Here is an 18,766-nt window from a genome sequence, read left to right on the forward strand (position 1 = left end):
GCCCCTCACTTCGGTGAGGGGCCTCTCGCGTGCTCCGCTCAGTCCCGGCTGACCCGCACCGTCCAGGCCCCGCCCGGCGTGTGCCCGGTCACCGTCACCCGTACCCCGTCCATCCCGCTGGACAGCGACTCCCCCACCCCCAGCGGCGCGTCCGCCAGCGGCGGATAGACCGCCTGGCCGGGGCAGGCCCGGCTGCCGGGGTGGCCGTTGAGCACCTGGATCGGCCCGGCGCCGGAGGGGGTGTCGCTGCGCACCCGGTAGACCAGCACTCCTTCCGCGCAGGTGGTGGTGTCATTGCCGGAGGCGGTACGGGCCTCCATGGCCAGCGCGCTGGTCAGGCCGGTGCGCACCACCACCAGCCGGGTGCGCTCATCGCTGCCGGGCCGCATCGGGGCCTCCAGCGGCTCGATGCCGTGCTCGCTCTCGCCGCGTCCGGTGACACAGGCCACCTGGCGCCGGCTGATCCAGCCGAGCTTCCACTTGTGCCAGGCGAAGGGGTCGGCCGCCAGTCCGAACTGGCTGCCCATGAGGTCCCAGTCGCCGACATGGGTGTCCCAGTCGCCCTTGCCCTCAGTGGGCCGGTGATAGAGGTCCGGCAGGTCCAGGACATGGCCGGTCTCATGGGCGAGCACATTGCGGTCCGGCGGATGGTGCTCGAAGACGGTGACCACCCGGCGCAGTTCGGTGCCGTCCACCCGCAGCGGCCGGTCCAGGTTGACCACCTTGGTGGCGTCCGAGTCCACTCCCGGGGCGTCCGGGTCGGCGACCAGGTAGACCAGCCCGTAGTCGGAGAAGTCCACCCTGCCGCGCACGGCGGCGATGGCGTCCCGCAGATAGGCGGAGCGCAGTTCGCCGTCCCAGTCCCGCTGTATGTGGTACGCAGTGGACGGCCGGGGCATCCGGAACCAGCGGTTCAGGGGGTGCGGGCGCACCGAGAACCGCCCGTAGGAGGCCCGTTCGAAGAACCGTGAGGTGGCCGGGAAGTGGTCGGCGACCAGCTGGCCGGGGGTGGTGACGGGCCGGGAGTCCGGGAAGGCCAGGAAGACCATCAGCGCGTCCAGCCGTCCGTCGGGACGCGGATAGGCCGGGTTCCAGCTGTCCAGGCCCTCGGAGTGGTGGGCCTGGGTGCGGGGCAGCGCACAGGGGCCGCCCGGCGCGATGGCCCGAGCCGGGCCCGCCACCACGGTCGCGGCGATGGCGCTGAGCGCGGTGAGCACGGCCCCGGCACGGCGCAGCAGAGGCCGGTCCACTCCCAGGGGTGTCGGGGGACGCACCACATCGACCTCCGCGGACGGATTGGGGACGCCTCACCCACCCTCCGGCGATTTGTGGTGCTATGCCCTGTTCCAGTCCCCCAGTCGAGTGACTGGGCCGACTTCTGGGTACATCACACTCAGTCACGGATGGTCAATCAACAAGTCGCGGCCGGACAGCCTCAGACGGGAGCGCACATGGCCGTGCAGGGACGCACAGAAACGGTCAGACCCGGGACGGCGGCCCCACCGGGCGCGGCCAAGCCGCTGGAACGGTCACCGCGCGAGCTCTATGATCGCCACATTTAACAGCATGGAATCCCCCCAACAAGCAGCCAAATACGGCCATTTCGACCACGCGCAGAACAACCGTGAAAGCCGCACCCTCACAGTGCGGACCGAATGCCACGCGGGAGCGAGCGGTGAGCGGAACCCTCGACGGCCAGGGCGGTGCACCGGCGTCGGCCGTCACAGATTGTGACGTCAACTCGAATGATTTCCGTGCCGCCTTCCAGGCCGCGCACCTCGGGATGGCCCTCGTCGGCCGCGACGGCCGGGTACGCATCGCCAATGAAGCGCTGGGCGCGCTGCTGGGCACCGAACCGGCCCGGCTCCAGGGCTGCCCGGTAACCGAGTTCGCCGGGCTGCGCGAGGATCCGCGCAGCCGGCTCGCCTGCCGGGAAGTGCTGCTGGGCCGCCGGGAACGGCTCAGCTGCACCCGGCGGCTGCGCCGGCCCGGCGGCCGTACGGTCTGGGCGGAGGTCAGCCTGGCACCGCTGCCGGACAGCTGTGATGTCCTGCTGTCGGTGGCCGACATCACCGAGCAGCGCGAATTACGGGCCAGGCTGCGGCACTTGAGGATGCACGATCCGGTGACCCGGCTGCCCAATCGCAGCCTGTTCTTCGAGCGGCTGGCCGCGGCGCTGACCGCGGCCGCCATGAACCGGCGGGACGGCGGCCGGATCGGCCTGTGCTACCTGGACCTTGACGGCTTCAAGGCGGTCAATGACACCCTGGGCCACCGGGCAGGCGACCGGCTGCTGAGCGCGGTGGCCCGCCGGCTCACCGAGTGCGCCGCGTCCGGCGGGCATCTGGTGGCCAGACTGGGCGGTGATGAATTCGCCCTGCTGGTCGAGGAGTCCACCGGCACCGATCAGCTGGTGCGGCTGGCCGGCGCGGTCCAGGCCGCGCTCCAGCGGCCGTTCGAGGTGGCCGGGCAGCGGCTGTCGGTCTCGGCCAGCATCGGCGTGGTGGAACGCCCGGCCGCCGGCACCCATGCCACCGAGCTGATGCAGGCCGCTGATACCACGCTCTACTGGGCCAAGGCGGACGGCAAGGCCCGCTGGGCACTCTTCGACCCGGAGCGCAACGCCCACCGGATCACCCGCCAGGCACTCTCCAGCACTCTGCGCCCGGCGGTCGAACGGGGCGAATTCGCCCTGCACTACCAGCCCTTGGTAGGCCTTGGCGACGGCGTGGTACGAGGAGTCGAGGCGCTGGTGCGCTGGCGGCACCCGCAATTCGGCACGCTGGCCCCCAACCGCTTCATCGGGCTGGCCGAGGAGACCGGGGCCATTGTGCCGCTGGGCCGCTGGGTGCTCAGAACCGCCTGCCGTCAGGCCCGCGCCTGGCAACTGGCCCGGCCGCACAGACCGTTGGTGGTCTCGGTCAATGTCGCGGTGCGGCAGGTCTGGGACTCCGACCTGGTGGCCGATGTGGCGGCGATCCTGGCCGAGACCCAACTGCCGCCCCGGCTGCTGCAACTGGAGCTCACCGAGTCCGCGGTGATGGGCTCCTCCGGGCGCCCGCTGCAACAGCTGCGCGCGCTCAGCGAGATGGGAGTGGCCATCGCCATCGACGACTTCGGCACCGGCTACTCCAACCTCGCCTACCTCAGCCGGCTGCCGGTCTCCACGCTCAAGCTGGACGGTTCCTTTATGCGCGGCTTCCGGGCCGGCGAGCCGCCGAATCCGGCGGACGAGACCATCGTCGAAGCACTGGTCCAGCTCGCCCACCGGCTGGGCCTCACGGTCACCGCCGAGTGCGTGGAGAGCGCCGAACAGGCGGAACGCCTGGGCCGCATCGGCTGCGACACGGGCCAGGGCTGGTTCTACTCCCGCCCCCTCCCCCCGGACCGCATCCCCGAACTCATGGGCCCCCCTTGAGCGCCGCGCGCCCCCTCAAGGGGCGCGGGGAACTGCGCGAACAGCCACGGGCGGCCCGCACCCGAAACGCAGGAGCCGCGCACCCTCACCCCCGCGGCAGCCCATACGCATCCGCCACCAAGTCATAACTCCGCAACCGCGCCTCCACACCATGCACATTCGCAGTGAGCATCAGCTCATCCACCCCGGTCCGGGCGACCAGCGCGTCCAACCCGGCCCGTACCTCGTCCTTCGTTCCGAAGACCACCGTGCGCAGCCGGTCGTCGAGGAACTCCCGTTCCACCTCCGTGGGCTGGTAAGCCTCCGCCTCCTCAGGCGAAGGCACCAACCCCGGCCGCCCCATCCGCAACCGCAGCATCGCCAGTGCCCCCGTGAGCACCTGCCGCCGCGCCTGCTCCGCGCTGTCCGCGGCCACCACCTGTACGCCGATCTTGGCGTACGGCCGCTCCAGCACCGCCGACGGCCGGAAGGACTCCCGGTAAAGCTCCAGCGCCGGCACCGTATTGGCCGGCGAGAAGTGATGGGCGAAGGAGAACGGCAGTCCCAGCGCTCCGGCCAGCCGGGCACTGAAGCCCGAGGAGCCCAGCAGCCATACCGAGGGCCGGTCCGCCCGCTGCACCCCGCCGGCCACCCGCCCCTGGACCGGGCCGGGCACGGCATGGATCCCGGCATAGGGGTGGCCCTCGGGGAAATCGTCGTCCAGGAAGCGGATCAGCTCCGCCAGCTGCCGGGGGAAGTCATCGGCCCCCTCCGACAGGGAGCCGGTCCGGCGCAGCGCCGCCGCGGTCGCGCCATCGGTGCCCGGGGCGCGCCCCAGGCCCAGGTCAACCCGCCCCGGCGCCAGCGCCTCCAGCGTGCCGAACTGCTCGGCGATCACCAGGGGCGCATGGTTGGGCAGCATCACCCCGCCCGAGCCCAGCCGGATCCGGCTGGTGTGCGCGGCCAGATGCGCCAGGATCACCGCCGGGGACGAGCTGGCGATGCCCGGCATCGAGTGGTGCTCGGCCACCCAGAAGCGGTGGTAGCCCCGCCGTTCGGTGAGCCGCGCCAGCTCGACGGTGGAGCGCAGCGCGTCCCCCGCGGTCCGTCCGCTGCCCACCGGAGCCAGGTCCAGTACCGACAACGGCACCGGAGCGCTTCCCCGCGCCATCGCCCGGATGCTCTCGTCCTGCGCTCTGGTCACTCTCAGCCGCCTCTCTCCCACTGGCCCCTGGCCCAACTGGCCCTCCCGGCCCACCGGGCTCACCGGTCGGGTGATTAACCGGAGAGCTTCTCCGTTTTATTCCCGGCCCACCCCGGCCGGATAAGAGCCAATGGCATATGCCGAGATCACCCAGGGCTGGACAGCGGTCACCCCGGCTCGCGATTCTGCTCAAGGCCCGCTGCCGGCAGGCAACTTGGCCTCTATCGTGGAGCAGGGGACCCAACGCGACCCGCAAGGGGGGAACCGTGGCGCTCAAGCCCGAGCCGACCGCACCACTGCGCTCGGTGCGGCACGCCCTGCGGGTGCTGGAGTCGGTGGCCCGGCATTCCGGCGGCGTGGCCGAGTCCCAGCTGGCCAGGGAGACCGGCCTGCCCGCCGGACAGTTGTCCCGGCTGCTGCTGATGCTTCGCGAGGAGGACTACCTCCGGCACACCGAGGACGGCGGCTATGTGGTCGGCGACTCCCTGGTCCTGCTGGGCTCCGGAGCCGCCCGCGAGCAGGCCCTGCGGCAGAAGCTCCAGCGCTCGCTGTGCAGGCTGCGCGACACCGTGGGCGCCGCCGTCTACCTCAGCGCCTATGTGGACGGCGAGGTCCGGATCACCCAGTACGCGGACGGGCCGGGCACCCCCAAGGTCAACGAATGGGTGGACTTCCGCACCGCCGGGCACGCCCTGGCGGTGGGCAAGTGCCTGCTCACCCAGCTCGACCACGACGAGCGGCGCGAGCATCTGTCCCGGCACCGCACGGCCCGCTTCACCTCGCACACCATCACCAGCGAGAAGGCTCTGCTGCACAAGCTGGCCGCCCAGCCCGCCACCGTCCCGGTGCTGGACCTCCAGGAGTACGCGGTGGGCACGGTCTGCGCGGCGGTGCCGGTCACCGCCGGGTCGGCGGTGGGCTCGCTGGCCCTCTCGCTGCCGATGTCCGAGGCCCACCGGCTGCGCGAGGCGGCCGACCTGCTCAACCGGCACGCCGCCCCGATGCTGCTCTCACTGGTCCTGTGACGGCCCTCCGCCTGCCCTCCGGCGGCCCCCCGCGGGGCAGTGGTCGGGAGCACCCCCGGGACCAGGTAGTATTTATCCCGTCAGCAGGCGCCGCTAGCTCAGTTGGTTAGAGCAGCTGACTCTTAATCAGCGGGTCCGGGGTTCGAGTCCCTGGCGGCGCACAGACGGTAAAAGGCCCCTCACTCCGGTGAGGGGCCTTTTGCGTTGATCCGCCACCATCCGCTGCCACCGCCCATGACTTATGTCATCGCCGATGGGTGACCGAACGAATCTGCCGCCGCGGCACGCCCCCGGACAGAATTTTGGTCATGGACACCGCGACCGCCAACGCCACCGTCACAGCAGCCCCCACCGGGCAGACCACCGGCCGGACCACCGAGCAGGCCACCGACATCAAGCCGCTCCCGGTCTGGTTCTTCGTCTTCGAGGGAGCTTTGTCCGCCTCCTTCGACCTGTTCAAGGCGAACCCCCACGCCCTGGTGGTGCTCGCCGTGCTGGGCGCCGTCAATCTGATCGCCTCGCTGACCGTGCTGCGCTCCCGGCTGCGCCTGATGAAGGGGCTGCTGCGCAACAAGGGCACCCGCAAGGTGGCCATCGGCCTGATCGCCCTGCGGTTCGGTGTGCACCTGATCATGGGCGCCATCGGCTGCCAGGCCACCTCGGCCGTCGCGCACTACGCCTTCGCCGCCGCCATGACGGCGACCACCGTCACCCTGCTGTGGTTCTCCCAGCGCACCGCCCTGCGCGCGGTGGCCGCCACCCGCGCCTGAGCGGGCGGCGAACCCCGGCTCGTAGCGGCCCGTAGCATGGAGGCCGCCCGCCCGGCCGCGACAGAACAGGAAAGCCAGTGCCCCAGCGCCGTCGCCCGACGACCGCGGCCGCACTCGCCCTCCTGCTCCTGGCGGTGCTCTTCGCCCCGTCGGCCACCGGAATCCGGGCTTCCGCGGACCCCGCCCCGGCCCGCGCCACGCTCGCCCAGCAGGCGCACCCGGACACCGGCCCGCGCGCCGGCGCCCCCGGCTCCGGCGGCAGCTGCCGCCCCCTGGACCTGCCGGTCAAAGGCACCGAGGCGGTCCTGCCCCATGCTCAGCCGGACCCGCTGACCACCCCGGGCGCCACCCGAGCCCCGCTTGCCCAGACACATCCCGCCCCGGCGGGACCGTCCCGGGCCCCGCCGCCCCCGGTCGCCGGGCGCGCCGCGCTCCTGCCCGTCCTGCGGATCTAGACCCGCCCGCACGGCCCCCGCCGGGCCGTGCTTCGGCATGTCCGGATTCCCGTAAGACGCATGGAGATATACCGCCTTATGTCCGAGAAGGCCGCAAAAAAGGCCCCTGCCAAGACCCCCGGGAAGACTCCCAGGAAGTCCCCTGCCAAGGGCCCCGGGAAGCCCGCCCTCACCCCCGCCCGCCGCCTGGCCGCCATCGGTGCCGTCCTGGCCCTGCTGGTCGCCGTGGTCGCGGCCGGCATCGCCATCGCCGGCGGCTCCGGCAAACACCGGCCCGCCGCCGGCTCCTCGGCCGATCCCCAGCAGAAGGTCTACGACCAGGTGGAGCGGACCACCAGCCGCCGGGAGAAGGCCGACCCGCTGGCCCTCGGCCGCGCCGACGCCCCGGTGGTCCTGGTCGAGTACGCCGACTACCAGTGCTCCTTCTGCGGCCGCTTCACCAGGGAGAGCCAGCCCGAGCTGATCAAGAAGTATGTGGACACCGGGGTGCTGCGCATGGAGTTCCGCAACTTCCCGATATTCGGCGAGCCTTCCTCCCGCGCCGCCCGCGCCTCCTGGGCCGCCGGGCAGCAGGGCCGGTTCTGGCAGTTCCACGACGAGCTCTACGCCAAGACCCGCAAGGGCGCGGCGCTCGCCGAGGACAAGCTGGTGGACCTCGCCCGGGATGCCGGGATCAAGGACCTGGACCGGTTCCGCACGGATATGAACGGCTCCGCCGCCGAGGCGGCCGTCAACAAGGACCAGGAGGAGGGTTACCGGCTGGGCGTCCAGAGCACCCCGTCCTTCCTGGTGGGCGGCCGCCCGCTGGCCGGCGCCCAGCCGATGTCCGAGTTCGAGCAGGCCATCGAGCAGGCCAAGGCCGCGGCCGGGGCTAAGAAGTGACCGACATCGGCTACCTCGCCGCCTTCCTGGGCGGCGCCCTCGCCCTGGTCAGCCCGTGCAGCGCGCTGCTGCTCCCGGCCTTCTTCGCCTACTCGCTGGCGAGCCCCGGCCGGTTGCTGCTGCGCACCTGCGTCTTCTATCTGGGTCTGGCCACCACCCTGGTGCCCCTGGGCGCCGCCTCCACGGCGGCCAGCCGGCTCTTCAACGGCCACCGGGAACTGCTGATCACCATCGGCGGCTGGACGGTGATCGCCCTGGGCGCGGCCCAGATCGCCGGCCTGGGCTTCGCCTCCCGTACGGCCCAGCGGGCGGCCGGCCGGATCACTCCGCGCTCGGCCGCCGCCACCTTCCTGCTGGGCTGTGTCTACGGCCTGACCGGGTTCTGCGCGGGCCCCATCCTGGGCGCGGTGCTCACCGTGACCGCCGTCCAGGGCAACCCGGTGTACGGGGCCTCCATGCTGGCGGTGTACGCCCTGGGTATGGCGCTCCCACTGTTCGTACTGGCCCTGTGCTGGGACCGCTTCCAGCTGGGCACCCGCGGCTGGCTGCGCGGACGGGAGCTACGGCTGGGACGGCTGCGGCTGCACACGACCTCCCTGGCGTCCGGGCTGTTCTTCATCGCCATCGGGGTGCTCTTCCTGCGCTATGACGGCACCACCGGCCTGCCCGGAGTGCTCGACGCCGACCAGGAGTTCCACCTGGAGGAGCTGGCTTCCCGGGTGGGCAACGCGGTACCGGACTACGCGCTGCTGGCGGTGCTCGCCCTGCTGGTGGCGGGCGCCCTGGCCCGGTACGCGCTGCGCGGCCGGGCGCCCGCTGCCCCGGATGCCGATCGGCAGCACCGCACCGATCCGCACCGCACCGATCAGAACTGCACGTCGGAGCAGGCGTAGAAGGCGTTGCCGGTGTCCGCGATGGTCCACACCGCGAGGATCAGCTGCCGCCCGGACTTCCCGGCCGGAATGGTCCCCTGGTGCTCCACGATCGCGGACTCCGGCACCCGCCCGTCGTAGGGCACCGTCAGGAACGGCTCCGGCTCCAGCTCGGAGCGGGTCAGCGGCTGAGTGGGGTCATAGCTGTCATTGGTGATGTAGTAGCGGAAGTCTGTGGTGGCATGCCGGGCCGTCAGCCGCCAGCGGAAGGTGTAGTCCTGGCCCGCCGTGAGGCTGGTGGCCGGCCAGGCGCCGCCGCGGGGGTCGTCGAGTTCGGCGAAGCGGCTGTTGCCGCCCGCGCAGAGGGTGCCGTCGGAGGGGCCGGCGTCCGGAAAGCCCTTGGGGCCCTCGACGCTCTGCGGCTCCCACTGGATCTCACCGCAGTCCGGCACCGTGCCATTGGCACAGAACTCCTGGCGGCTGGTGGGGGCGTCGGCGTAGCCGTGGCTGCTGGCCGTACCGGCGGTGGACAGCACCGATACACAGGCGAGTGAGCAGCCGACGATCACCGCACTGATCTTTTTGCGCATGCTGCGCTCCTCAGGAACGCGGGGGGTTCTTGAGTCCGATAGGGAAGTGCGGTCTGGACCAACCAGGAGGTTAGACCCGGCCAATCATCATGTCCAGGCCAACTGCCCAGGACAGCCGCGGCCAACACGCGACCGTCAGTCGCAGCCCTCGTCGTCGTCCTCATCGCAGGGATCCGGCGGATCCACCCGCCCATAAAGGTTGGGGTTGTACCGCGAGAAAGTACTGACCCGCACCTTGGTGCCCGGTCTGGCCGCCTCCAGATACCGCTGATCACCCAGGTAGATGGCCACATGATGGACGCCGGACGCCCGGCCGTTGCTGGACCAGAAGACCAGATCCCCCCGGCGCAGGGCCCCGCGCTTGATGCGCCGGGTGGCCCGGTACTGGTCGGCGGCGACCCTCGGCAGCTTCACCCCCACCCGCAGATACGCCTGCTGCACCAGTCCGGAGCAGTCCCAGCGGTGCGGACCGGTGCCGCCCAGCGCATAGGCGTCGCCCAGATGCGCCAGGGCGTAGGCGACGGCGGGCTCCAGGGGCCCGGCCGGCTTGGGTGCCTCCGGGAGGCCACCATCCAGGGCCGCCGGGCTGGCGGCGGCCTCCGGCTGCCCGCCGGCGGCCACCGGGCCGGGCCCGGCCAGCACCGCCGCCCCCACGGCGACAACGATCACTCCGCGGTCGGCAGCCCGCATATTCCGGCCCCTTTCGCGCACAGTTCGTACGCAGCCTCTCAGCCCCCACCCCGCCCCGCACCGTGAGAGGCCCGGCCGGATGACCCTTGGCCCCCGGCGGCACCGGCCCCAGCGGCCCCCACCAGGGGCGTACTCCACCGGGATGGTCGGGAGCACCCCTGGGAGTGAGGTAGAGTTTTCTCTGTCAGCAGGCGCCGCTAGCTCAGTTGGTTAGAGCAGCTGACTCTTAATCAGCGGGTCCGGGGTTCGAGTCCCTGGCGGCGCACAGACGGTTTAGGGGCCTCTCACCACTGGTGAGGGGCCCCTAAGCGTTACCCAAAGCTTAGGTGTGCTGGCCAAGCGGATCCCGGCAGGGCACAGTCTCCCAATGGCGAGCGACCTGCTGGAGCGGATCAAGGAGCTGATCATCGACCGGCGGCTGCCGCCGGGGGCGCCCATGCCCTCCGAGCGGGAGCTGACCGAGCTGCTGGGCACGGGCCGTACCTGTGTCCGGGAGGCGCTCAAGGCGCTGCAGGCCATGGGCATCGTGGACATCCGGCACGGCTTCGGCACCTATGTGGGGCCGATGTCCATGGCACCGCTCACCGAGGGCCTGGCCTTTCGCACCGTCGCCGGCCACTACCGGGGCGAGGACAGCCTGCTCCAGTTGCTGGAGCTGCGCGAGGCGCTGGAGACCGGCCTGGCCGGGCGGCTGGCCGGACGGCTGGCGGAGGCGGACCTGGCCGAGCTGGACGCCCTGGTGGCCCGCATGGAGGAGGAGGCACTGGACGGAGCGGTGCGAGTGGAGACCGACCGGGCCTTTCACGCCGCCCTCTGCCGGGGCCTGGACAACCCCCTGCTGAGCGAGGTGCTGGAGGCGTTCTGGAGCGCCTACCGCCGGGTACGCGCCGATCTGCCCGAGCAGCGCTCCGCCGATCCGCGCGCCTCCTGCGCCCGGCACCGCGAGATCGTCGCCGCAATCAGGGCCGGCGACTCGCTTCGAGCACAAGCGGCCATTCGCGACCACTTTTGCAACATTCGCAGCCACCTTCGGCTGACGTACCGCTTTGCCCGGTAAACAGGTCGTTTAGCCCTTGTGATCATGATGGGCCGTCAGAGATCCTGAACCAGCCGACTCTGCCCAACATCACGATCACCGAGGCGAGTTGGACGGTGCCGGAGGGAGCCGGCGCCCGGGTGGCCGCGCCCGCCGAGGGGTCCGGCCGAGGCCCGGGAAACGCACACATCACGCAGCATGGCCTGCGTGCGGGGGGAACGACTGATGACATCCACGCCTGCCGATGCCCGGCGGCACACCCTTGATCCATCCGGACTCGATACATCCAGGACCACCAGAGTGCGGGTCCCGGCCCCGGCCGCCCCGGACGGCCGGCGGTATCCACCGGTCCCCCGGCCCGTCCGCCTGTCCCACCCCAGAACCCGCCCACGCTATGACTATGAGCACCACAGCCGCCTGGCCGGGCCGCTGACCGACCCCGGCCCGGGCCCCTACCGGGTCCGCTACCGCAGCCTGCTGGCCGAGGAGCCGCACCGCGTCCGGGCCGCCCTGCTGCTGAGCCTGGCCCCGGTGGTCTCGCTGGCGCTGCTGATCTGGCTGATGCAGCCCGCGCACTGGACCCACCGGCAGAACGGCACCCTTCTGATGCGGACCCTGGACACCGTGATGCTGGTGTCCATCGGCCTCATCGAGCTGTTCCGCACCATGAACGTAGCCTCCAACGCCCATGCCACCCTGGTGGCCCGGGATCCGATACCCGTGGTCCCGCAGAGCGGTACCAAGGTCGCCTTTCTCACCTCCTTTGTCCCCGGCAAGGAACCCATCGAGATGGTGACCCGCACCCTGCAGGCCGCCATGCGGGTGCGCCACCGGGGCCCGGTGCATGTCTGGCTGCTGGACGAGGGCGACGACCCCGAGGTCAAGGACATCTGCCGGCGGCTGGGCGTACGCCACTTCACCCGCAAGGGAGTGGCGAAATGGAACCAGCCCAAGGGCCCGCACCGGGCGAAGACCAAACACGGCAACTACAACGCCTGGCTGGACGCCCATGGCGACGAATACGACTTCTTCGCCTCGGTGGACACCGACCACGTTCCGCTGCCCAACTTCCTGGAAAGGATGCTGGGTTACTTCCGTGACCCGGATATCGCCTTTGTCGTTGGACCACAGGTGTACGGGAACTACCAGGCGGCCGTCACCAAGGCCGCGGAGAGCCAGCAGTTCCTCTTCCACGCCCTTATCCAGCGGGCCGGCAACCGCTATGGCGCCCCCATGTTCGTCGGCACCAACAATGTGGTGCGTATCAGCGCCCTCAAGGGCATCGGCGGCCTCTATGACTCCATCACCGAGGACATGGCCACCGGTTTCGAACTGCACCGCCACCGCAACCCGGCCACCGGCAACCGCTGGCGCTCCGTCTACACCCCGGATGTACTGGCGGTGGGAGAGGGCCCGAACGCCTGGACGGACTTCTTCACCCAGCAATTGCGCTGGTCCCGGGGCACCTACGAGACCATCCTCAAGCAGTTCTGGAGAGCTCCGTTCAGCCTTTCCCCGGGGAAGTTCCTCAACTACTCGCTGATGGTGATCTACTACCCGATGACCGCGGTCAACTGGATGCTGGGCGCGCTGAGTTGTGCGCTGTTCCTGGGGCTGGGCGCCTCCGGCATCAGAATCGACTCCTCGGTCTGGATGATGCTTTACAGTGACGCCGCCGCCCTTCAGATCGGCCTCTATATCTGGAACCGCCGGCACAATGTCTCCCCGCATGAGCCCGAGGGCTCCGGCGGCCTGGCCGGGATGGTGATGTCCGCGCTCTCCGCACCCATCTACGCCCGTTCGCTGATGGACGCCGTGCTGCGCCGCAAAAGCCGTTTTGTGGTCACCCCCAAGGGAGACTCGGCCAGCCCGGACACCCTCTTCGGCACCTTCCGCATCCATCTCTTCTTCCTTGCGGTCTTCGGCGGTTCGCTGGTGGCCTCGTTCTTCCTGGGCCACACCCATGCGGCCATGCGCACCTGGGCGGCGCTGGCCGTGCTGATCTCGCTGGCGCCGGTGGCGGCCTGGCAGTGGTCCCTGCACTTCGGCAAGCAGCAGCCCGAGGGGGCCACCCGATGAAGTTCCGGTCGATCACCTTCCGGTCGATCAGGTTCCGTCCGGTCAGCTTCCGGCCGTACCAGATCAGCCGCCGCACCCGGCGCACCGCCGGAGGTGCGGCGGTGGTCCTGGTGCTGGCGGGCATGAACGGACCGGCGATCTGGGGCTACGCCTCCGGCCAGTACCGCCAGTACAAGATCAACCAGCCCGCGTACAAGGCGAGGAACGGCCACTGGGAAGCGGTGGACGTCCCCGACGAGTACCGCATCAACACCATTCACGCCGCCCTGCTGCACACCGGCAAGGTCCTGCTGGTGGCCGGTTCCGGCAACAATGCCGCCAACTTCAAGGCCAAGACCTTCCGTACGATCCTCTGGGACCCGGTGAAGAACACCTTCAAGAACATCCCCACCCCCAAAGACCTGTTCTGCGCCGGGCACACCCAACTCCCGGACGGCAAGCTGCTGGTGGCCGGCGGCACCCAGCGCTATGAGAAGCTCCAGGGCGATGTCACCAAGGCCGGCGGCCTGATGGTGGTGCACAACGAGAACCCCGACAAACCGATGACCTTCCCCGCCGGCACCCGCTTCACCGGCGGCCGCACCGGCAAGACCTTTGAGTCCAAGGACCCGGTGCTGGTCCCCCGGGCTCAGAAGAACACCGACAAGGACGGCAAGGTCAAGGTCACCGCCAGCACCGCCCGGGTCTATGTGGAGGCGCTGCGCAAGGGCCCCAAGTACGAAACCGGGCTCACCGACAACTACCGCATCGAGGGCCTCACCGGCGATGACGCCCGTAACTCCTATGGCATCGCCAATAAGTTGTCCTTCGACAAGAAGGATTTCCAGGGCATCAAGGACTCCTTTGAGTTCGACCCGGTGGCCGAGCGCTATCTCCCGGTGGACCCGATGAACGAGGCCCGCTGGTACCCCACCCTCACCACCCTCCCGGACGGGAAGGTGCTCTCGGTCTCCGGCCTGGACGAGATCGGCCAGGTGGTCCCGGGCAAGAACGAGATCTTCGACCCCAGAACCAAGAAGTGGACCTATCTGCCCCAGCAGCGCTTCTTCCCCACCTATCCGGCGCTCTTCCTCACCGAGAAGGGCCGGATCTTCTACACCGGCTCCAACGCCGGCTACGGCCCGGCCGACCAGGGCCGGGACCCTGGGCTCTGGGACCTGCAGACCAACAGCTTCACCCCGGTCCCCGGCATCAGCGACCCGGACATCCTGGAGACCTCGATGTCCGTACTGCTGCCGCCCGCCCAGGACCAGCGCTATATGGTCCTCGGCGGTGGCGGGGTGGGCGAGGACAAGAAGGTCACCGCCAAGACCAGGATCGTCGATCTGCGCGACTCCAGTCCGCGCTTCCATGACGGCCCCGACCTCTATGCCAAGGTGCGCTATCCCAGCAGTGTCATCCTCCCCGATGACACCCTGCTCACCACCAATGGCTCGGGCGACTACCGGGGCCGCAGCGCCTCCAATGTGCTGCGGGCGGAGATCTACGACCCCAGGGCCAACTCCTCGCGCCCGGTGGCCGATCCGCTGGTGGGCCGCAACTACCACTCCGGCGCCCTGCTGCTGCCGGACGGGCGGGTGATGACCTTTGGCTCCGACTCACTCTTCGGCGACAAGGACAACACCATCCCCGGCACCTTCCAGCAGGAGATCGACCTCTATACCCCGCCGTACCGCTTCCGGGCCGACAAGCCGGAGATCAAGGACACCGGGGACCGCACGGTGAAGCTGGGCGGCAGTTCGCACTACCGGATCGACTCGGTCCATCCGGTGGCCAAGGCCCGGCTGATCCGGCCGGGTTCCTTCACCCATGTCACCAACATCGAACAGCGGTCGATCGCCCTGGACTTCAGCAGGACCCCCGACGGCATCACCGTCACCCTGCCCAAGGACCCCTCGCTGGTGCCGCCCGGCTGGTACATGCTGATGGTGGACGACGACCGGAACACACCCTCCGAAGCGGTGTGGATCAGGGTGCCGACAGCCGACGAGCGGTAACCACCCGCTCAGCCATGGGCGTTGCGGGCCAGTTCCAGGGCGTAGCTCTCCCACCACTGGCCCGCCTCGGGGCCGCCCTTGCAGGTGCCGTCCGACTCCCCCGGCCGCTTGACCCAGAGATAGGCGTCCACCAGCTTGTCGCCGGTCGCCTTGGTCGGCGGGGTGCCCAGGGCCCGGCCGGAGGGGTTGCACCAGGCCTTCTCATGGTCATCGCCGTCGGAGAGCGGGCCATTGCCGTTGCGGCTGGTGTCGATGACAAAGTGCTTGTCGTCCAGCAGGGCGGAGAGGGTGCGGCCGTACTCCTTGCTGGCCTCGGTGGTCTGGAAGTTGGAGACATTGAGGGCGAAGCCATCGGCGTCCTCGATGCCGGCCCGGCGCAGCGGCTCGGCCATCCGGTCGGCGGGGGTGACCCAGCTGGGATTGCCGGCGTCCAGGTAGACCTTGGTGTGCGGCTGCCGCTTGAGCCGGTCCACGGCGTCCCTGAGCAGCGAGTAGCGCTCCTCGTGGAACTTCTGCGGGGTGCAGCCGTCCTCCATGTGCGGCAGGGCGTCGGGTTCCAGGATGACCGTGGCCCGGCGGTCGCCGATGCCCCGGGCCGCCTTGTCCACCCAGGCCCGGTAGGAGTCCCCGTCGGAGGCGCCGCCCTGGGAGTACTGGCCGCAGTCGCGGTGCGGGATGTTGTAGAGCACCAGCAGGGCCTCGCGGTCGGCCTTGGCGGCGGCCTCGGTGAAGCCCAGGGTCTGGCCCTCGGGGTTGTCGGCGCCGATCCACTCGGCCATTGGCTGCTCGGCGATCCTGGCGATCAGCTGGGCGTCCTGGCTATGGCCGGACTGCAGCAGCCTGGCCTCCGCCTTGGCGGCGGTGCCATCGGGGTTCACCCAGAACGGGGACTGCTCCTTGGGGCGCTGGGCGGGCGGCGGTACGGCCGTGGTGGCGGCGGGCGTGGGCCGGGCGGAGTTGCTGTCGAAGGAGCAGCCGGCGAGCAGCAGCAGCAGTGCTCCCGCCGCCGTTCCCGCCCGTGCCAGGACCGCACGGGCCGAACGGGTGTGGCCGGTGTGACTGCCGTACATCCACTCCCCCTTGGGTGTACCGCCGGGAGGCTTTGGGAGCGCTCCTCGGGACAACGACCGGGTCGTCCCATGCTGGCACAGCGCCCGGGAACGCCGTGTGCGATCAGACGATGACATCGTGTGGAATCGCCCTCTCGGAGCACCTGCGCTCATCGGAGTTCACCGCGGTCCATGGGAGTTCACGGGGGTTCACCTGGTGGCCTCAGTGCCGTCCGCTGCCCGTCAGATAGGCGGAGACCACCACATTGGCGCGGTAGGAGTGGCGGTCACGGTCGTACTCGCCACCGCAGGTGATCAGCCGCAGCTCGGCCCGGTCCCGGTGATGGGGGCCGTAGACCCGTACCGGGTCGAAGCGGTCCTTGGCCACCACCGAGACCTCCTCCACGGTGAAGTCGGCGGTGGAGCCGTCGGCCCGGTCGATGCTGACGGTGTCGCCGCGCCGGAGGGAGCCCAGGTCGTAGAAGACGGCCGGGGCGCGCTCGGTGTCCACATGGCCGACCAGCACCGCGGCGCCGCGGCTGCCGGGCCGGGTGCCGTCCCGGTACCAGGCCACCGCGCCCGGCCGCTGATAGGGCGGCGGCTCCACCGCGCCCTGCGGGGTCAGCCCATGGCCCTCGACCGGGGCGTGCAGGCCCAGGGTGCGGATGGTGAGCGCGCTGGGCGGGGCGCCGGGCAGCGGGCGGTGCGGTGGTGGCAGGGCCCGGCCGGGCGGACGGCCCGCGGCGGCCACATCGCCGGTGGCGGGGGCCCCGGCGCTGGGCCCTTCGGTGGCCTCCCGCCCCCATAGCCACAGGGCGAGCAGCAGTATGGCCCAGGCCGCTCCGGTCAGCAGCCGGCCATGGCCCCGGGTGCGCGGTTCCGACGACATGGCGGGACCGTCTCCCTCAGCGCTTGCCGGTGTCGTTGCCGTCGGCCGCGTTGCCGCGGCGGCGGTGCCAGATCAGCCCGCCGGCGATCAGCACTCCGGTGCCGCCGACGATCAGTCCGGGCATGCCGGGGGCGTCATCGGGGGCCATCCGCGCGGCGCCGCCACCGCCGGCCGGTTCCGGGGCCACCGGCATCCGGCCCTCATGACGCTCGTGCTCCCCCTCGGAGAAGTCGTCCTCGCGGCTGTCCTCCCGACCGCCGTCCTCGCGGCCGTCCTCCCGGGCGTCCTCGCGGCCGGGCGGCGCCGGGTAGGAGTCAGGTTCATGGTGATGCCGGTCCCGGCCGTCGTGTTCGACCACGGTGAGCTCGCCCCGGGCCACCCCGTCGTGTCCGTCGCAGTCGATCCGCACCGGATAGCTGCCGGGCCGCACATCGGAGCGGACGGTGGCGTCGGCGACATGCCCGATGGCGTCCCGGGCCAGCGGGGCCCGGGCCACCAGGGCCTCGGAGACGGCGGTGGCCCGCTCCCCCATACAGCCGGACACCCGGATCTTCACCTCGGAGCCCGGCCGGCTGGCGACGGGATAGAAGTCCACGGCGCCCACCCGGATATACGGCTCGTCCAGTGCGTGGGCGGGTACGGCGCCGAAGGCCAGGAGCGTCAGGGCGCCGCACAGGGCGGAACGGACTGAGAGCATGGCGAACCTCCTGATTCAGAGGTTCACCCGGCGGAGCGGTGCACCGCATCCGCTCCGCTACCGGGTTACTCCATTCAGTGACCGTACGCGCGCTCCGGCGGCCCTCAGACCAGCTCGACCAGATCGGCGATGGAGTCCACGACCCGGGACGGCCGGAAGGGATAGCGGTCGATCTGGTGGCGGCCGGTCAGCCCGGTGAGCACCAGGAAGGTCTCCATCCCGGCTTCCAGTCCGGCCAGCACATCGGTGTCCATCCGGTCACCGATCATGGCGCTGGTCTCGGAATGGGCGCCGATGGCGTTCAGCCCGGCCCGCATCATCAACGGATTGGGCTTGCCCACGAAGTAGGGCTCCCGGCCGGTGGCCTTGGTGATCAGGGCGGCCACCGAGCCGGTGGCGGGCAGGGCGCCCTCGGCGGAGGGCCCGGTCTCGTCGGGGTTGGTGGCGATGAACCGGGCGCCATTGTTGATCAGGCGGATGGCCTTGGTGAGGGCCTCGAAGGAGTAGGTGCGGGTCTCCCCCAGCACCACATAGTCCGGGTCGGCGTCGGTAAGGACATATCCGATGTCGTGCAGGGCGGTGGTCAGCCCCGCCTCGCCGATGACAAAGGCGGTGCCGCCGGGCCGCTGGTCGTCCAGGAACTGGGCGGTGGCCAGGGCGGAGGTCCAGATGTTGGCCACCGGAACGTCCAGCCCGATGCGGAGCAGCCGGGCCTGGAGGTCGCGGGGGGTGTAGATGGAGTTGTTGGTCAGCACCAGAAAGGGCTTGCCGGACTCCCGGAGCCGTTTGATGAAGGTGTCGGCACCCGGGACCGGGATTCCCTCGTGCATCAGCACACCGTCCATATCGGTGAGCCAGGATTCGATCGGCTTGCGCTCTGCCACTGCGTGACTCCAGGGGTGCCCGAGGGAGGGGATACGCCGGGACGGCACCACTCGTGCGCCGCCCCGGTACTTCCCAGGGTAATCAGCTCCCGGTGGCGGCTTTCCAGGCGCCGACGCAGGCGCCGGGGTTCTTGCCGATGCCGTTCCGCTGCGGTTCCGCCGGCGTTTGCGGTTCCGCTGCCGTTCCGGGGCCGTTCCGGGGGCGCCGGGACACCGCCACCCCGTGCGTGATCCTCGCCGGGGCGGTGTG

General features: G+C 70.7%; 17 protein-coding genes and 2 tRNA genes. 11 read left to right on the forward strand and 8 right to left on the reverse strand.

What is annotated here, in order from left to right; genetic code table 11:
- Window positions 1-38 precede the first annotated feature (38 nt).
- Complete coding sequence (locus CV755_RS18260; protein ID WP_164503300.1) at window positions 39-1,277, reverse strand: M6 family metalloprotease domain-containing protein; 1,239 nt, start codon at window positions 1,275-1,277, stop codon at window positions 39-41.
- 347 nt (window positions 1,278-1,624) lie between these two features.
- Between CV755_RS18260 and CV755_RS18265 the strand changes: the two genes are divergently transcribed.
- Window positions 1,625-3,418 (forward strand): putative bifunctional diguanylate cyclase/phosphodiesterase, encoded by a 1,794-nt coding sequence (locus CV755_RS18265; RefSeq protein ID WP_422070567.1) that lies wholly within the window; start codon window positions 1,625-1,627, stop codon window positions 3,416-3,418.
- 85 nt (window positions 3,419-3,503) lie between these two features.
- Here CV755_RS18265 and CV755_RS18270 read toward each other — a convergent pair whose 3' ends face one another.
- Window positions 3,504-4,568 carry an LLM class flavin-dependent oxidoreductase gene (locus CV755_RS18270; protein ID WP_109281284.1) on the reverse strand — a complete coding sequence of 355 codons (1,065 nt, stop codon included), beginning with the start codon at window positions 4,566-4,568 and terminating at the stop codon, window positions 3,504-3,506.
- A gap of 299 nt (window positions 4,569-4,867) precedes the next feature.
- On the opposite strand from CV755_RS18270, the gene CV755_RS18275 reads away from it, so the two are divergent.
- The 6 genes from CV755_RS18275 to CV755_RS18300 all read left to right on the forward strand — a co-directional run bounded on the left by CV755_RS18275 (window position 4,868) and on the right by CV755_RS18300 (window position 8,626).
- A complete protein-coding gene (locus CV755_RS18275) occupies window positions 4,868-5,626 on the forward strand; it encodes an IclR family transcriptional regulator (protein WP_109281285.1) in 759 nt (252 codons plus the stop codon).
- Between the two features lie 87 nt (window positions 5,627-5,713).
- Window positions 5,714-5,787 (forward strand) — tRNA-Lys (locus tag CV755_RS18280).
- Window positions 5,788-5,934: 147 nt separating this feature from the next.
- Window positions 5,935-6,396 (forward strand): hypothetical protein, encoded by a 462-nt coding sequence (locus CV755_RS18285; protein ID WP_241561272.1) that lies wholly within the window; start codon window positions 5,935-5,937, stop codon window positions 6,394-6,396.
- A 77-nt stretch (window positions 6,397-6,473) separates the two neighbouring features.
- A complete protein-coding gene (locus tag CV755_RS18290; RefSeq protein WP_109281286.1) occupies window positions 6,474-6,851 on the forward strand; it encodes a hypothetical protein in 378 nt (125 codons plus the stop codon).
- A gap of 78 nt (window positions 6,852-6,929) precedes the next feature.
- Complete coding sequence (locus CV755_RS18295; protein ID WP_109281287.1) at window positions 6,930-7,733, forward strand: DsbA family protein; 804 nt, start codon at window positions 6,930-6,932, stop codon at window positions 7,731-7,733.
- Window positions 7,730-8,626, forward strand: coding sequence for a cytochrome c biogenesis CcdA family protein (locus tag CV755_RS18300; RefSeq protein WP_109281288.1), 897 nt, complete (start codon window positions 7,730-7,732; stop codon window positions 8,624-8,626). Before CV755_RS18295 ends, CV755_RS18300 begins: the two co-directional genes overlap by 4 nt.
- Here CV755_RS18300 and CV755_RS18305 read toward each other — a convergent pair.
- On the reverse strand, window positions 8,599-9,195 hold the full coding sequence (locus tag CV755_RS18305) for a lytic polysaccharide monooxygenase auxiliary activity family 9 protein (RefSeq protein WP_109281289.1): 597 nt from the start codon (window positions 9,193-9,195) through the stop codon (window positions 8,599-8,601). The genes CV755_RS18300 and CV755_RS18305 overlap by 28 nt on opposite strands.
- A gap of 135 nt (window positions 9,196-9,330) precedes the next feature.
- A complete protein-coding gene (locus CV755_RS18310; RefSeq protein WP_109281290.1) occupies window positions 9,331-9,885 on the reverse strand; it encodes a C40 family peptidase in 555 nt (184 codons plus the stop codon).
- Window positions 9,886-10,076: 191 nt separating this feature from the next.
- Here CV755_RS18310 and CV755_RS18315 point away from each other — a divergent pair.
- From CV755_RS18315 to glxA, 4 genes are all read left to right on the forward strand, one after another.
- Window positions 10,077-10,150 (forward strand) — tRNA-Lys (locus tag CV755_RS18315).
- A 102-nt stretch (window positions 10,151-10,252) separates the two neighbouring features.
- Entirely contained in the window at window positions 10,253-10,942 is a 690-nt protein-coding gene (locus CV755_RS18320) for a FadR/GntR family transcriptional regulator (RefSeq protein ID WP_109281291.1), read from the forward strand.
- A gap of 204 nt (window positions 10,943-11,146) precedes the next feature.
- The gene (locus CV755_RS18325) at window positions 11,147-13,000 is read left to right on the forward strand and encodes a glycosyltransferase family 2 protein (RefSeq protein ID WP_109281292.1); all 1,854 of its coding nucleotides are present in this window, start codon (window positions 11,147-11,149) and stop codon (window positions 12,998-13,000) included.
- Complete coding sequence (glxA, locus tag CV755_RS18330) at window positions 12,997-14,997, forward strand: radical copper oxidase GlxA (protein WP_109281293.1); 2,001 nt, start codon at window positions 12,997-12,999, stop codon at window positions 14,995-14,997. The genes CV755_RS18325 and glxA overlap by 4 nt, the downstream gene beginning before the upstream one ends.
- 8 nt (window positions 14,998-15,005) lie before the next feature.
- On the opposite strand, the gene CV755_RS18335 is transcribed toward glxA, so the two are convergent.
- The 4 genes from CV755_RS18335 to CV755_RS18350 all read right to left on the reverse strand — a co-directional run bounded on the left by CV755_RS18335 (window position 15,006) and on the right by CV755_RS18350 (window position 18,516).
- Window positions 15,006-16,067, reverse strand: a complete 1,062-nt coding sequence (locus CV755_RS18335) for a glycoside hydrolase family 6 protein (RefSeq protein WP_109281294.1) — start codon at window positions 16,065-16,067, stop codon at window positions 15,006-15,008.
- A 202-nt stretch (window positions 16,068-16,269) separates the two neighbouring features.
- Entirely contained in the window at window positions 16,270-16,935 is a 666-nt protein-coding gene (locus CV755_RS18340) for a class F sortase (RefSeq protein WP_109281295.1), read from the reverse strand.
- Between the two features lie 16 nt (window positions 16,936-16,951).
- On the reverse strand, window positions 16,952-17,632 hold the full coding sequence (locus tag CV755_RS18345) for a hypothetical protein (RefSeq protein ID WP_109281296.1): 681 nt from the start codon (window positions 17,630-17,632) through the stop codon (window positions 16,952-16,954).
- A 104-nt stretch (window positions 17,633-17,736) separates the two neighbouring features.
- A complete protein-coding gene (locus CV755_RS18350) occupies window positions 17,737-18,516 on the reverse strand; it encodes an HAD-IIA family hydrolase (RefSeq protein WP_109281297.1) in 780 nt (259 codons plus the stop codon).
- Window positions 18,517-18,766: the final 250 nt, after the last annotated feature.

It is taken from the genome of Streptomyces orinoci (genome assembly GCF_003121295.1).
GTDB lineage: Bacteria > Actinomycetota > Actinomycetes > Streptomycetales > Streptomycetaceae > Streptomyces > Streptomyces orinoci.